General features: G+C 67.8%; 14 protein-coding genes and 1 tRNA gene. 6 read left to right on the top strand and 9 right to left on the bottom strand.

The annotated features are described in order from the left end of the window. Positions 1-3: 3 nt before the first annotated feature. Positions 4-76 (bottom strand) — tRNA-Arg (locus AC0KXF_RS02170). 200 nt (positions 77-276) lie between these two features. Here AC0KXF_RS02170 and AC0KXF_RS02165 point away from each other — a divergent pair. After that, a complete protein-coding gene (locus tag AC0KXF_RS02165) occupies positions 277-1,335 on the top strand; it encodes a PQQ-dependent sugar dehydrogenase (RefSeq protein WP_473107635.1) in 1,059 nt (352 codons plus the stop codon). 17 nt (positions 1,336-1,352) lie between these two features. Here AC0KXF_RS02165 and AC0KXF_RS02160 read toward each other — a convergent pair whose 3' ends face one another. Both AC0KXF_RS02160 and AC0KXF_RS02155 read right to left on the bottom strand, forming a co-directional pair. Beyond that, positions 1,353-1,838, bottom strand: a complete 486-nt coding sequence (locus AC0KXF_RS02160; protein WP_473107634.1) for a GNAT family N-acetyltransferase — start codon at positions 1,836-1,838, stop codon at positions 1,353-1,355. A 39-nt stretch (positions 1,839-1,877) separates the two neighbouring features. Further along, on the bottom strand, positions 1,878-2,558 hold the full coding sequence (locus AC0KXF_RS02155) for a PepSY domain-containing protein (protein ID WP_473107633.1): 681 nt from the start codon (positions 2,556-2,558) through the stop codon (positions 1,878-1,880). Positions 2,559-2,710: 152 nt separating this feature from the next. Here AC0KXF_RS02155 and AC0KXF_RS02150 point away from each other — a divergent pair, with 152 nt between their 5' ends. Then, positions 2,711-4,591 carry a DUF2207 domain-containing protein gene (locus AC0KXF_RS02150; protein WP_473107632.1) on the top strand — a complete coding sequence of 627 codons (1,881 nt, stop codon included), beginning with the start codon at positions 2,711-2,713 and terminating at the stop codon, positions 4,589-4,591. Between the two features lie 86 nt (positions 4,592-4,677). Further along, positions 4,678-6,090, top strand: a complete 1,413-nt coding sequence (locus AC0KXF_RS02145) for a hypothetical protein (RefSeq protein WP_473107631.1) — start codon at positions 4,678-4,680, stop codon at positions 6,088-6,090. A gap of 57 nt (positions 6,091-6,147) precedes the next feature. Here AC0KXF_RS02145 and AC0KXF_RS02140 read toward each other — a convergent pair whose 3' ends face one another. Both AC0KXF_RS02140 and AC0KXF_RS02135 read right to left on the bottom strand, forming a co-directional pair. Then, complete coding sequence (locus tag AC0KXF_RS02140) at positions 6,148-7,671, bottom strand: hypothetical protein (RefSeq protein WP_473107630.1); 1,524 nt, start codon at positions 7,669-7,671, stop codon at positions 6,148-6,150. 301 nt (positions 7,672-7,972) lie between these two features. Further along, on the bottom strand, positions 7,973-8,119 hold the full coding sequence (locus AC0KXF_RS02135; RefSeq protein ID WP_473107629.1) for a hypothetical protein: 147 nt from the start codon (positions 8,117-8,119) through the stop codon (positions 7,973-7,975). A gap of 115 nt (positions 8,120-8,234) precedes the next feature. Here AC0KXF_RS02135 and AC0KXF_RS02130 point away from each other — a divergent pair, with 115 nt between their 5' ends. After that, positions 8,235-8,384 carry a hypothetical protein gene (locus AC0KXF_RS02130; RefSeq protein WP_473107628.1) on the top strand — a complete coding sequence of 50 codons (150 nt, stop codon included), beginning with the start codon at positions 8,235-8,237 and terminating at the stop codon, positions 8,382-8,384. 337 nt (positions 8,385-8,721) lie between these two features. Here AC0KXF_RS02130 and AC0KXF_RS02125 read toward each other — a convergent pair whose 3' ends face one another. The 4 genes from AC0KXF_RS02125 to AC0KXF_RS02110 all read right to left on the bottom strand — a co-directional run bounded on the left by AC0KXF_RS02125 (position 8,722) and on the right by AC0KXF_RS02110 (position 12,049). Beyond that, positions 8,722-9,564: a hypothetical protein gene (locus AC0KXF_RS02125; protein ID WP_473107627.1), complete on the bottom strand. Its 843-nt coding sequence runs from the start codon at positions 9,562-9,564 to the stop codon at positions 8,722-8,724. 58 nt (positions 9,565-9,622) lie between these two features. Then, complete coding sequence (locus tag AC0KXF_RS02120; RefSeq protein ID WP_473107626.1) at positions 9,623-10,168, bottom strand: hypothetical protein; 546 nt, start codon at positions 10,166-10,168, stop codon at positions 9,623-9,625. Between the two features lie 83 nt (positions 10,169-10,251). Continuing rightward, entirely contained in the window at positions 10,252-10,869 is a 618-nt protein-coding gene (locus AC0KXF_RS02115; protein WP_473107889.1) for a hypothetical protein, read from the bottom strand. A 223-nt stretch (positions 10,870-11,092) separates the two neighbouring features. Beyond that, complete coding sequence (locus AC0KXF_RS02110) at positions 11,093-12,049, bottom strand: type VI immunity family protein (protein ID WP_473107625.1); 957 nt, start codon at positions 12,047-12,049, stop codon at positions 11,093-11,095. Positions 12,050-12,192: 143 nt separating this feature from the next. Between AC0KXF_RS02110 and AC0KXF_RS02105 the strand changes: the two genes are divergently transcribed. Both AC0KXF_RS02105 and AC0KXF_RS02100 read left to right on the top strand, forming a co-directional pair. Continuing rightward, on the top strand, positions 12,193-12,885 hold the full coding sequence (locus tag AC0KXF_RS02105; protein WP_473107624.1) for a HEAT repeat domain-containing protein: 693 nt from the start codon (positions 12,193-12,195) through the stop codon (positions 12,883-12,885). Then, on the top strand, positions 12,872-13,888 hold the full coding sequence (locus AC0KXF_RS02100; protein ID WP_473107623.1) for a MerR family DNA-binding transcriptional regulator: 1,017 nt from the start codon (positions 12,872-12,874) through the stop codon (positions 13,886-13,888). The genes AC0KXF_RS02105 and AC0KXF_RS02100 overlap by 14 nt, the downstream gene beginning before the upstream one ends. The last annotated feature ends 12 nt before the right edge of the window (positions 13,889-13,900 follow it).

Genomic DNA, 13,900 nt, shown 5'->3' with positions numbered 1-13,900 from the left:
GGGTGCCCCCGGCAGGATTCGAACCTGCGACCAACGGATTAGAAGGCCGTTGCTCTATCCACTGAGCTACGGAGGCAAGGGTTCCAGCGTATCGCAGCGAGACACTCCTCGTTGCACCGCGTTACCCTCTCCGCCGATCCCAAAGGGACTCCCACGCAGCGCAGCTCATTCCGTAGGCTCAAAGCATCAGGATGTTCCGAGGGACGGAGGATGACGATGTCGAGCACCGCGACACCGAACCGTCCCGCGCCGGGCCCAATGCCCGTAGCACGGCGCATGACGAACCTTCGAAAGCGGGCGCTGCTCGTGCTGCCGCTGGTCGCGGTTCTCGCGCTCGCCGCCTGCGCACCGGACCACGGCGCGGAGCAGCCCTCGCAGCCCGGTTCCTCCGAACCGCTGGTGGTCGCCGATCATCTCGACGTGCCCTGGTCGGTCGCATTCCACGGGGATACAGCTCTCATCAGTGAACGCGACTCCGCACGCATACTCGAACTCACCGCCGACGGCACCCGCGAGGTCGGCGTCATCGAGGGCGTGAGCGCCGCGGGGGAGTCGGGCCTCCTGGGGCTCGCGATCGAGGGGGACGATCTGTACGTCTACTCGACGGGAGAGGGCGAGAACCGTATCCAGCGGTATCCGCTGACCGGCGAGCCCGGCTCGCTGGGGCTCGGTGACCCCGAGACCGTGCTGGTGGGCTTGCCGCACGCGAATTGGCACAGCGGGGGCAGGATCGCGTTCGGCCCGGACGGGATGCTCTACGCCACGGTCGGCGACGTGCACGAGCGCGGCAGCGCCCAGGATCTCGACCGGCTCTCGGGCAAAATCCTGCGCATGACGCCCGAAGGGGAAGTGCCCGACGATAATCCGTTCGACGGCTCCTACGTGTACAGCTACGGACACCGCAATCCGCAGGGCCTCGCCTGGGACGACGAGGGCACGTTGTACTCGGCCGAGTTCGGAGAGGACGCCTGGGACGAGCTCAACGTCATCGAGCCCGGAGGCAACTACGGGTGGCCCGAGGTCGAGGGCGCAGCCGGCGACGACCGATTCATCGACCCGGTGCAGCAGTGGGCTCCCGCCGACGCCAGCCCGAGCGGGATCGCGGTCGCCGAGGGTTCGATCTGGATCGCGAACCTTCGCGGCGAGCGGCTCCGCGAAGTGCCGCTGGATGACCTGACGGCATCGACCGAGCACCTCACGCGCGAGTACGGGCGGCTGCGCCTCGTCGTCTCTGCACCTGACGACGAGCTGTGGTTGCTCACGAACAACACCGACGGTCGCGGTCATCCGGCGCCCGACGACGACCGGATCCTCCAGTTCGATCCGGCTGGCTGACGAGCCGCACTCCGCGGTCAGAGCTCGCGCAGGTACAGGAGCATCCGGTAATCCTGTCCGGGCTGCACATTGGCGAATCCATGCCGTTCGTAGAATCTGCGGGTATCCGTGTCGATCTCATCTACGCCGATGTGGATCTCGCGCGAACCCCTGGAGAGCGAATACTCGACCGTCGCATCGAGCAGGCCTGATCCGACTCCGCGGTCGCGGAGATCGGGCGAGACGTAGAGTTCCTCCAGTTGCACGAGGGGGCCGTCGAAGTACGGCGTCGGGCGTAGGCTGAGCAGCGCAAAGCCGAGCGCGCGGGGCGCCCTGCTATCGACCTTCCCATGATCCTCGGCGAGGAAGGCGACGATGCGGTCACCGGCGAGGAGCGAGTGTAGCCGCTCAGCGAACTCCGCGGCTGCGGGCGTCGGCGTCTCGAACTCGGTATTGAAGTCGAACAGCAGCCGGCCGATCGTATCGGCGTCGTCGACGCCCGCCATGCGAATCGTGTGCTCCATCGTCTCTCCTCGGCCCCCGCGGTATGCGGGCCGCGGGGATCAGCCGTCGACCTCGACGACCTCACCCGAGACCGCGTCGACGAGCACGTCGCGGTCGTTCCCGCTCGCGGCGATCTCGACCTCGAAGAAGGTGCCCTGCCAATCACGGTCCAGCTTCCACGACTTGACCGGCCCGTCGATCTCGCCTGTCGCGGCTGTCATGGCCTCCTCAGGGGAGATGAGCCCGCTCGTATCGAGGACCTCTTCTGCCGCTTCCGCGGCGTCGTCCGCTTCGAGCGGTTCATGCTGCTCATGCACGATCTCGCCGCTCGAGGCGCTGACGATCGCCTCGTATTCCTCCGTGTCCGACACGAGTTCGACCGAGTAGACCAGCTCTCCGCGATCCCGATCCAGCTCGACCGAGATGAGCCGTCCGTCGAAGGCTTCCTGCGCAGCTGCGACCGCGTCCTCCCACGACACGTCCACGCTCGCGTCGGCCAAGCTCTCTTCGGTGGTCGACCCTGCCGACCCGCCAGACCCGTTCTCCTCACTGCGCTCACTGGACGCTCCGGGATCCGACGTCGCCGGAGCGTCCTCGACAGCTGCGGGCCCCGCGCATCCCGCGAGGAGGAGCAGGGCGGCTACGGATGCGGCCCCTCCCGTCCCCGCTCTCAGCAGAGAGATGCCTCCGGTGCGCTCGGGGCTGTCGCCTCGGTGCTCGTCCAGTGCTCGGTTCGTCATGAGACGCCTCCTCTCGGATCCCGCGCCGGGAACGCACTATCCGCCCCCTCGCGTGCCCCCAGGTTAGGAAGCGAACATGGGAGTCGCCGCAATGCCGCTGAGAACGCGAGGATGACTCGAAGCGCAGAACCGAGCCGGTTAGCCTGGTCTTGATGGCTCATTCAATGAAATCCGGTCTACGCCCCGTCGGCTCGCACGGGGCGCTGCGGCCGCTGGTGCTCCTCGCGATCGCGATCCTCACCGCGTTCACCGCGCTCGCCGCATCGCTCCTCGTCGCTCCGGCCCCGGCGCACGCCGACGTCGAAGACTTCAGCTACGACAGCTGGGACGTGCAGTACGACATCGGCGTCGGTGACGACGGCAGAGCGATCGCGCACGTCACCGAGACCCTGGTCGCCCGGTTCCCCGAGACGGATCAGAACCGGGGCATCGTGCGCTCGCTGCCGCGGGATTATCAGGGAGCGTCGACAGATCCGCGCGACTTCAAGGTGACCGACGAGAACGGCGATCCGGTGCCGTTCGAAACCGAGTCCGGCACCGACGACGAGCACGACGCCGCCTACGTCGCCGTGCTCACGGGCGACGACGAGTACGTGCACGGCAGGCAGACGTATGTGATCGAGTACACGCTGAGCGACGTGATCCTGGCACGCGACGATGGCGCCGCCGACGAGTTCTACTGGGACGTGGTGCCCTCCGCCAGGCAGCAGCCGATCTCCTCGTTCACCGCCGAGATCCGCTTCGATCAGGCGCTTGCGGAGCATCTCACCGGGGAGCAGCGCTGCTACAGGGGCAGTGCGGGATCGCGCGAAGAATGCATGATCAGCGGGTTCGAAGGCGAGCTGCGAGCCGGCCCGATGCCGCTGGACGCGCGCGAGGGGGCCACGATCGCGGTGGGGCTGGAGCCCGAGACCGTGGTGCAGCCGCCGCAGCGGCTTCCGAACCCGCTGCTCGACTTCGTACCGTTCCTCGTCGCGGGCGCCGGGCTTGTTCCAGGAGTCGGGGGAGTCATCGCCGCCTCGGCGATGCGCCGCAAGCACAAGAACTCTGGTCGGGGGACCGTCGTGGCGCAGTACGACGTGCCGCCGTCCCTGCCGCCGCTCATCGCTGCGCCGATCGCGGGTGTCGGGAGGAGCGTGGTGGCGGCTCAGCTCGTGCACCTCGCGGTGAACGGGATGATCCGGTTCGAGGACGGCCCTCCCGACACCGGCTTCTTCGGTTCGGGCAAACCGCAGACCGCGCTCCGCGTGATCGATCCGCTCAAAGCACAGGATCAGTTCGATCGTTCCACGCTGGACGCCGTCTTCCCGGGAACCCCCGCGCCCGGAACGGTGTTCGTACTGCCGAAGAAGGACGAGTCGTTCGCGAAGAGGATGCAGGCCCTCGAATCCGCGGCGACGGAGCAGGCCGAGAAACGCGGATACTTCCAGCGCGAGCGCAGCTCTACCGGAAGGGTGTTCGGCTGGGTGACTCTCGGGCTCGTCGCGGTGCTCGCCGTTCTGGTCGTATTCGGCTTCATGCTGCGCAGCGAGCCTTTCGGCGCGGTCTTCGGGATGGTTCTCGGTGTGCCGCTGATCCTGCTGGCGATATTCAGCATGAAGAAGCACCGCGTGTATACCCGCGCGGGAGCGGAGACGCGCGAGTACCTCGAGGGAGTGAAGCTGTTCATCGAGGTCGCCGAGGCGGATCGGCTGCAGATGCTGCAGTCGTATCAGGGCGCCGAGCGACTGCAGGACGGCTCGGTGAATGTGATCCACCTCTATGAGAAGCTGCTGCCCTACGCGATGCTGTTCGGGCTCGAGAAGCAGTGGGGCAAGGTGCTGGAGAGCTGGTATTCGGCGAACCCGTACAACAGCATCGGGTGGTACACCGGCTCCCAGGCGTACAATATCGGCTCCATCGGCGACACCATCTCCCAGATGGTCAGCTCCATCAGCTCCTCCGTGAGTTACTCCTCGAGCAGCTCCGGAGGATCGAGCGGCGGCGGCTCCGTCGGCGGCGGCGGTGGTGGCGGATCGGCCGGCGGGCGCTGATGTTCGGGAGCAGGTCCGGCCCGCACCCGCTCCGCCGGTGGCGCGGGCTCGTGTGGGCCGAATCGACTGGTCGCTAAAGTCGATCCATGGGAGAGAACACGGCGACAGGGCGCCTACGCGCATGGAGCGTCGCGCGGTGGTCGATCGTCGGCCTGCTCGCGGCCGTAGCGGGTGTGAGCGGCTGGCACTTCACCATATTCGACGTGTACGGGCTCGACGACTTTCAGGGCTCCCTCGAAACCTCGGTGTTCACACTGCCGATGGGGTTGCTGCTCGTCGTCCTCGACTTCCGGACTGCCGCGCAACGATCCGTCCCGTGGGCGTGGCTCGTGCTGCGCGCCATCGCGGTGCCGATGCTCGGGATCGGGATCGGCTCCGTCACACGGGTCTGGCTAGTCACAGCGGGCAGCGGCGAGCGTACGTACGAGCTCGTCGAACCCCACGCATCCGATTTCGCCTGGCAGCTGATGGTTCTCGGCGCGATGCTGCTCGCGGTGCAGCCGCTCATCGTCGGGGTGCGTCGGATCGCCGTCGCGTTGTTCGGGGCGCCGCGGGCGGTGGCGCCGGCCAGTGAAGACCCGGAGGCGGGGCTAGGGCGTTCCGCGGGAGCCGCTGCACCGAAGTGGCCCGGTTCAACACGGGTGAAGGCCGTCGCGGGTGTGGTTGCTTTCGCGCTGATCGCGAGCTTCGTGCTCGTCGCCGCCGGTCGTGTCTTCTGGCATATTGGCGTGGAAACGGCATCGGATGTGCAGCCCATGGTCGCGACCGGCGCGGTCGATGGACGAGAGATCGCTGTAGTCGGATACGACGAGCTCGTGTTCTCCGGCCTGTTCAGACACGAGCGGGTCGCGGCATACGACCTCGCAACCGGAGAGCTCGTGTGGGATCGGAAACTGCAGGACGATCGCGAGATCCCGGTCAGCGTCGACGTAGTTCAGCTCGACGAACGAGGGGCGTTCGTGCGCATGGACCATCCCTCAGATGCTTCCACCTGGTTCGTGCTCGACCCGCGAACCGGAAGGACCGAGTTCATGGCCGAAGAGAGCGACCTGCACGTCGTCGACGAACCGGAGAATGCGGCGCCCGGCATTCCCGGCGACGCTGTGGAGCGCTATATCGAGCGTGATCAGCTGGTGCCCGACGAAGGTTACGACTACGAGTTCACCGATGATGCCGATCTCGAGCGCGTCTTCCGGTACGAGGACGAGAGCCTGCTCATCAACCCTGCCACGGGGAGACCGGCGGGCGAGGATCGGGGCTTCACCTTGCATGGGATCTGCTGCAGCCCCACGGCTCTCGAGGCCCGCGCCGAAGACGGCAAAGTGCTCTGGCGTCGTGATGACGCGGCCCCGTCACCTCGTGACGTCGTCGCCGAAACGGAGAGCGGCCGCGTGGTTGTGCTGATCGAAGGGCCGGAGTCCAAAATGCAGCTCCTCAGCATGAGCAGTAGCGGGATCGCCGAAGCTGTGCTCGGCGATCGGGGCTGGTTGCCCTGGTAGTGAGCACGCCCCTGTGCGAAGCCTGCTGCGGGCACCGTGCCCGGCGGCATGCCACTGTCACCGGAGCATCGCGGCGCCCACCACGATCCCGTAGTTGTGCTCGAGACGGGCAGCGGCGGGTTCGCCCGAGTGCAGCGCGCGGTGCACCAGGTCGACGGGCGCTGCGGGAGCGCGCGCAGCCCGGCGCATGGCCGTGAGGGCGACGGGCGTGACGAATCCTGCGGTCCCAAGTTCGATGATGAACCCGACTGCCGCGGAGAACAGGCAGAGCATAGCGGCGATCCCGACGAGCGCGCCCTCCGGGCCGAGGGCCAGCTCGTCGGCGAACACGAAAACCCAGGAGAACACGATGCCGAAGAGCCCTGCGAATGCGGCGAATGCGGCGACCAGCCCCGGCATGCCGAGGGGTGCCCCGGCCGAGACGGCCCGACGTGGCCGGATCCGGATCCGGATCAAACGCCAGGTCATGACCAGAGCGGAGAAACACCCCACTGCGAGGAGCAGGACGAGCCACCATCGCGACGGCCCGAACAGCACCCACGCGATCAGCGACAGTGCAAGGGTCGCGAGCGTTGCGAGCCCCGCCAGGACGCACGACACGAAATGCAGGATGCGGGCCCGGGAGGTGTTTCGCTCGATCGCGGTGGCCCACGCCGGTTCATACGGGCCGGTATCAGGGCCGTCGCTGCCGCCTGAGGGGCGCCGCAGGTGCTTCACGTCCGCGGCGGGGCGGGAGGGTGCAGGGCGCCGTTCGAGCACGATCTCATTGGCATCGGCGTCGGACACTGCGCCGTCCGTCCACACGTCGAACTCGTCGCCCTGCTGCGGCGCCCATCGAGGGTAGTCGGCATAACGGATGCTGAAGGTTCTGACTTCAGGCCCGGAGGTGCGCAGGGTGAGCGCGAAGACCGGCTGGTCGTCGAGCCACGAGCGCAGAAAGCGCGCTTCCTGCACCGTCGCGGTGGTATGGACGCCGTGAGAGCGGATCGCATCGATGCGGGCAAGGCGCTGCTGATCGGTGCGCCACTGCTCGCGAGCGGCGCGCAACCTGGGCAGGGTGAACCGTGCGACGAGCACGTCGACCGCGACGGCCGCGGCGACGATGAGCAGGGCCTCGGGAAGCGGGGGAGCCGCCCAGAGCACCGCGACGGAGGTTCCGAGGGTACCGCCGACCGCGAACGCGAGGAGCCTGACGCAGAGTGCCGCGCGCTTCAACCCGCCCGGGGGCAAGGGATGATGCCCCGAAACGGTCTGGGCCCCGGTGACCGCGTACCCTGTCGAGTACACGAGGCACTCGGTGACGGCGCGGTTCTCGAATACCATGACGAAGAGCGCGACGCAGATACCCGCGACGGCCGACGCGGCTCGGATGACGGTATCGGCCTTACCGGTGATGCCGGGGATATCCCCGGCGATACCGATATGAAACGTCACCCAGAACGCGAACGCGCCGCCGAGGAACGCGGTGAGCGCCGCCACGATGAAGCGACGGGGCAGGGATCGGCGCATCGATTGCCGTACGGCAGAGGCGACGGGCCGGGGATGGTGAGGCGTCGAAGCCTGCCTCAGCGAGAACGTCATGAGCCCTCCTTTGCCTCGAATGGTCGGATTCTATAGCGACGATTCGGAGCCGGTGCGGTCGCGTGTTTGCAGCCGTGCCTCGCAGCGAAGACCAGGGAGACGAGGAAAGTGACGACTGCGCATGCTCCCACCTGCCAGCGTCGAACGCCGGAAAGCTCCCCCTGCTCGTACTTGCACGCTACACGGCTCGTCGTAGATCGCAAGAGCCGTCTCCCCAGGTCCACCAGCGCAGACCCGCACGACTGCACTGGTGGACCTGGAAGCGGGAGGCCACTCGTGCCGTGGGCCCGCGGGGCTCCGGTCAGGCGGTTACCGACCGCACGATCTCGGAGATCCGCTGCTCGGCAGCGTCATCGATATCGTCGAAGAACCAAGCAGCCGGCATCAGGGAACCATCCGCGCCGCCCGCGGGTCGCAAGTCCGCCTTCTCGGTGAGCGCGAGGTTCAAGCGCTCATCGCTGCGGAGGGTCACCAGTGCCGGTGTGCTCGCGGATAGCGCATAGGCGGGGCATCCCGTACCAGATCCGGGGTTTCAGGTTCGGCCCCGCAGTGAGAATGATCTCGTGCACACGCTGCATGATCGACCGTCGTGGCTCATCGAGCTTCGCGATCTTCTCGAGGACCCGGGCGAGGTTCTTTCGTCCTTCGATGGCATGTCTTGTCCTTTCGGTCAGCCGACACCGGGTGTCGACACTCTGAAGTTCGGCGCGTGAAGGCGCCGCACCCCATCCAGACATGTCCTGAACTGCTCAGGCCTCTCCGCGATGATTCACTTGGATCTCACGTGGGAGTGCAATCGGCGGTCTGAACCGCCGATTCCAGAATACCCATTGCATACTGACCGGCAATGCCCGCGCCGCGCTGTTCTTGAGGCCCTGATGCCCCTCGCAACCAGACGAGCGTGGATCATTTCCCAGCAGTGTGATGCGGAGAAGGGCATGGCCCGACCCTATGCCATCCGACATCGCTGGCAGTCGGCCTCCGCGAGTTCGTTCAGCCCTTTGCCGCAGGCCGATCGAGCGATGATTCATGGGCCTCCGCCCGCGTGCCTCAGCTCGGCGATGGTTCCGGTGCCTCGGGGTATTTCTCCAGCGCGTCGGGATCGCGCAGGCTGTCGGGATCCGCTTCGAGCAGCACGTCGATCCCGGTTCGGTGGTGTTCCTGGTCGTCGTGGATCACGATTACCGTCCCTCCGATGAGGGGAGCGTCCTGGCGCGGCACGCACAGATCCTCGGTCACGGAGCGGGTTCCCGCCCCGGCTGCGAACGTCGCTGTCACGGTGAAGATCGCATCATCGTCGTGGTGAGTCTGTTCCCAACGAAGGGCGGTGATCGTCCCAGCGGTACGGGCGCCCCGGATACGAAGATGCTCTCGGCGCAGGTGGCGGGCGTGCGAGCGTTGCAGGGCTCGGCGGAAGCCGCGAACGGCCAGTGGGCCGAGCATGATCAGCACCGCGCCGAGCCCGATGAACCCGAGCGCGAGCAGCGGATGCACGAAGCCGGGGCCTGCGACGAGGAGGCCGAGGCCCGTGCCGAGCAGACCCGAGACGAGTCCGACGGCCGTCGGTGCGCCGCCGCTCTTCGACCAGAGCTCGGACGTATCGAGGAACAGGGAGAGCCCGATTCCGAGGAACATCGACAGGAGGATCACCGATACGGCCCAGGCCTCGGGGATCGGAGGCCACCTGGTGTCGAACAAGTGGTTGAGTGCGGGATCGCGCGTGAGCGGGCAGACCTCTCCTCCTGACGGCGAGTCCGAGTAGCACTGAGGGTCTATCTGGGGCAGCGCCGCCGCGACGAGGCCGAACGCTGCGACCGCCCACAGGCCGGCGACTGCAACTGCCCGGCGGAGCAGGTGCGGCCAGCCGTTGTCGGGAACAGGCAGTGCGTTCATCGCCGCCTCCCGTGCCCCGGCCACGCCTGCACACCGCCCTCATCTGCTCGGCTCGTCATTACCACCCCTTCGTCTCGCGGTCGGGCCAGCCGTCGAAGCGAGCATCGGTGAGATCGTCGGGATCCAGCGTGTTGTGGCGGATGCGGATCCTGCGCCCGGCCCATGACTCGTCCGGGCCTCCGTGGTCGCTCTTGCCGCCGTCGAGGTGTCGGTGCAGCGTGAGTCCGTCGGAGAGTCGGGCGATCAGGGAGACCCGGTAGACGGTCGTGAGGCTGCCCTCGCCGTCCCGCTCCTCCCGGCTCGTGACGCGCTCGACGACGCCGATCGCGGTGTCCGCGTCGGCGAACTGGGCCCGGTGCAGCCGGTCGCTGACGACGGTCAATGGGATCGCCCCGAGCAGGCCCACGCCGATCCCGATCCCGAATCCCCACATGAAGACCTCGGGGCGGTGGATGCCGGCGATCCAGAACCAGATCCCGAGCACGATCGCCACCGGGATCATGAGCACGAACAGGCCCACGCCGGTCAGCATGACCGCCGAACAGAAGTTATCGAGCCTGGACAGGCGGCGGATCCGAGCGCGGGTCTCGGGAGTCTTCGCCACGCTCGCCCAGCGCTCGGCGTACTGGTCCTTCGAAGGTTGATTCCATCTCCCGCGCCCCCTTAGGGAGAGGGGCCGTCGCCCGCTCATGAACGGCTCCCGTCCGCACTCGGCCAGCCGTCGAGCTGGACGTCGTCCAGCGCATCGGGATCGAGTGTGTTGTGTCGGAAACGCACCAGGCGACCGACCCGGCGATCCAGGTGCTCGCCCTCGAGGTGCAGACGACGGCGCAGCGTCGTGCCGTCCGGCAGCACGGCGCTGATGCGCAGGTCGAACCAGGTCTGATCGTCGCCGCTGCCGGGATGCTCGATCGCCCGGTCCACGATGCCGGTGGCGGTCTGGCCGTCGGCGAAGCAGGCCCGCTCTCGTCGCGCGGTGGCGAGGAGAAGCCCGACGGTGCCGATGGCGAGCGCGCCGATCGTGGTGACCCAGATCCACCAGTGCAGATGGGTGCGTTCCGTGTCCGTGATCGCGTCCCAGACCGCGACTGCGATCGAGGCGAACGGCGCGATCAGGAGCATGACGAGGCCCACGAGCATGATCACTGCGGCGACGGTCTCGACCTTCGACCAACGCCGGATGCGCGCTTGCGTCTCAGGCGTCCGGGCCGCGGCCATCCACTCGCGGGTCTGCTCGTCAGTGGTGGTCAGGCCCAGGAGGGAGAGATGCTTCCACCTGTTGACAGGACGCGCGTCGCCTGACATCTTGACCACCCCCTCGGTCCTCAGGATGCATCGGACCTCACGATGATGCTCTCGACACTCCCTCGTCGCCCATAGTCTCGCATGCGGTTCGCTCCCGGTCACGGGTTTCGTGCTGCCGGCGGATCGGTCGGCGGTAGTATTCGGTCAACGACGGGTGGCCCCGATTGCACTGAAGAAGATGAGCACCGCCGGTACATCCGAAGCCGCCGTGCCCTGGGCTGTGTTACTCGAATCTGGTCGCCCAGCGCAGGGTCGCCTCGGCGCGGGTGAGACCGCTGGACTTCTCGTTGACCTTCAGTCGGCAGTTCGGTTTGGAGGAGCGGCCGTCCCAGCGCAGCGGCCGCAACGCGGCGTCCACGATCCGGTATCCGGTCGGTGCGCCCGGGGATCCGCCGTCGTCCATCAGGGGTGTGCTGCTCGCTCGCACGAGCATGCCGCCCTTGTGCTCGAGCAGCTGCGGCGCGGGCGCGCCGAGTGCGTCGGCGGCATCATCGAGGCGGCGAGACAGCTCTGCGACGCCGCCGAGCAGATCGAGCGGTCGCTCGCCGAGCACGGTGAGCCAGTCGATGTGCGGGATCCCGGCCCCGTCTGCGCCCCACTCGAGTCGGTAGGGGAGTTGCGGGCCCGGATACCGTTCGAGATACGGCCAGGCGCTGTCGACCTGGTGCGGCTCCATCCAGGTCTCGGCCATGAGTCCGAGGCCGACGAGCCCGACGTGGGGGCGGAGCGCGCTCGCGTACCGGAGCGTCCGCGCGACGACTGTCTCGGGGTCGTGCATGATGGGCGAGGGGCGCTCGCCGATCACCAGCTGCGCGAAACCTGCGCTTGCATCCGGCTCCGGCAGGCTCAGGGCGAGCTGCTGGCGGGGCGGATCCGGTTGAGCGAAGACCCGCAGCGTCGTTGCGGCGAACTTCGTGAGCGCTGCGTCGCGGTCGCGCGTCAGAGCCTCCAATACGGTGTCGATGCTGTCGAGTCCCCGCTTGCGGGTGTCGAGCGGGTCGATCCAGTGGCTCGCCTCGTCCAGCAGCTGCAGGCATTCGGCGGTGAGGTCGCGCACCTGCTCGAACGACACACCGTTCCCGCCTCCCGGTGAGGCGAAGAAGAACTGCGTGCAGCTGGAGAGCCGATACACGGGATCGCCGGAGTATCGATGCGGCACGGTGAGATCGTCGAGGTTCACACCCCCACCGTACTGTTCGGCGCGGTCGTGCAGTATCTCAGGCTGAGACTGGTGGTCATCGACGACGCAGGACATTTCCTGCCGGTGGGCGCTTGACCTTGACACCGTGACAAGGTTTCTACTGGAGTGAGGAGGTGGTCATCGTGACCCGCGTACACACAACAACCGATAACGGCTCCGCGCTGCGGCGCGCACTGGAGGCGAAGAACCCTTCAGCCCGCCTGCAGGCGGTGCTCACCGCCGGCACGAATCCTGATCCGGCATTCATCGAGGTGCTGGTGGAGCACTGCGCAGGCGAGCCCGACTTCTACGTGCGCGACATGCTCACCTGGGCGCTGACACGACACGATCACTCGACGGTGATCGAGCTGATCCTGCCTGAACTGCGATCCACTATTCCGCAGGCGCGGAGTCAGGCACTGCACACGCTCACGAAGATCGCAGACCCCGCGACGTGGCCCGCTATCACGACGGAGCTGCTGCAAGACGAGGATGACGCGGTGGCCCGCACGGCGTGGCGCGCGGCAGCGGGGCTCGTGCCCGAGGGGTGGGAGGAGCGACTCGCCGAGACGCTCTCCACACAGTTCGCCCGAGGCGACCGCGACGTGCAGTTGAGCCTCAGCCGAGCGTTCGCCGACCTCGGCACTGCGGCCGCGCCCATCGTGCAGCGCGCGAAGGCGCACGAGGACGAGGCGGTCCGGACGCACGCGATCGCGACCGAGATGATCATGGAGGATCCCGAGCTCGGCTTCGACGCCGCCGTTTACGAGGCGCGCAAGACGGTCGCGCTGTCCGCGGGCCCGACGATCCGGGACGGGAACGATGCTGATCGGTGAGGTCGCCGAGCGGTCGGGGGTGAGTGCGCGCATGCTGCGCCACTACGACCGGATCGGCCTCGTGTCGCCGACCTCGCGCACCCCCGGCGGATACCGTGAGTACACGGACGACGACATCCGGCGCCTCTTCCAGGTCGAAGGCCTCCGATCGCTCGGACTCGGCCTGAGGGAGATCGCCGATGCGCTCGGCGATCTCCCGTTCAGCCCGGCTGAGATGGTCGAGCAGCTCATCGCGCGCACGGAGGAGCACCTGGCGCAGCAGACGCGGCTGCTGCACGAGCTGCGCCAGGTGCAGGCCGGCGAACTCGCGGAGTGGGCGGACGTGCTGCACACGATCAGCCTGATCCGCGGCCTCAACGTCGACGACCCCTCGGAACGTCAGCGCTTTGCGCTCACAGTGGAGGAGGAGGCCGGCGCGAGGGGCATCGGCGCACTGGTCGAAGCGGCGCTGGCGGAGACCGATATCAACGCTGCAGGGGCGCTGGACTGGGTGCTCGCGCGAGGCGGAGACGAGGCCGTCCCTCTTCTCGCCCGGGCACTGTCCTCATCCGATGAGCGCCGACGGCGCCGCGCAGTCGACGCGCTCGTCAAGATCGGGTCGCCTCGGGCGACCGGCGCTCTGGCGGACGCGTTCGAGCATCCCGATCCGCGGGTGCGCTCTCGGGCCGCGCTCGCGCGTGGACGACGCGGCGACCGCGGGGCGATCCCGACTCTCATCGCTCTCGTGGCCAGCGGGCGTGACGACGTGGCGGCCGCGGACGTCCTCGCCGACCTCGCCGCCCGGCGAGACGGAGAGGCTGAGGAGATCGTGCGTCTCATTCGCGCTGAACTCGCACGAGCGGACGGCGCTGACGCGGGGGCGCGACAGCGCCTGACTGCGGCGCTCGCCGATATCCCCGGTCCCGAGGCGAATGCGCTGGTGGCCGCGTTGACGGACGATTCCGACCCCCGTGTCGCGCACACCGCCCAGTACCTGCTGCAGTCACGCGGAGTTGTTGAGTAGTACTGCGAGGCC

The organism is Leucobacter holotrichiae, from assembly GCF_055791005.1.
Note: the sequence above shows the minus strand (reverse complement) of the source record. Positions and strands in the feature narration are given on the sequence as shown.

Bases quoted from the DNA above. Each gene is read 5' to 3' on its own strand.
- AC0KXF_RS02150 (WP_473107632.1), top strand. From the start codon at position 2,711: ATGGCTCATTCAATGAAATCCGGTCTACGCCCCGTCGGCTCGCACGGG.
- AC0KXF_RS02165 (WP_473107635.1), top strand. From the start codon at position 277: ATGACGAACCTTCGAAAGCGGGCGCTGCTCGTGCTGCCGCTGGTCGCG.
- AC0KXF_RS02140 (WP_473107630.1), bottom strand. From the start codon at position 7,671: ATGACGTTCTCGCTGAGGCAGGCTTCGACGCCTCACCATCCCCGGCCC.
- AC0KXF_RS02115 (WP_473107889.1), bottom strand. From the start codon at position 10,869: ATGTCAGGCGACGCGCGTCCTGTCAACAGGTGGAAGCATCTCTCCCTC.
- AC0KXF_RS02145 (WP_473107631.1), top strand. From the start codon at position 4,678: ATGGGAGAGAACACGGCGACAGGGCGCCTACGCGCATGGAGCGTCGCG.
- AC0KXF_RS02155 (WP_473107633.1), bottom strand. From the start codon at position 2,558: ATGACGAACCGAGCACTGGACGAGCACCGAGGCGACAGCCCCGAGCGC.
- AC0KXF_RS02100 (WP_473107623.1), top strand. From the start codon at position 12,872: ATGCTGATCGGTGAGGTCGCCGAGCGGTCGGGGGTGAGTGCGCGCATG.
- AC0KXF_RS02125 (WP_473107627.1), bottom strand. From the start codon at position 9,564: ATGAACGCACTGCCTGTTCCCGACAACGGCTGGCCGCACCTGCTCCGC.
- AC0KXF_RS02160 (WP_473107634.1), bottom strand. From the start codon at position 1,838: ATGGAGCACACGATTCGCATGGCGGGCGTCGACGACGCCGATACGATC.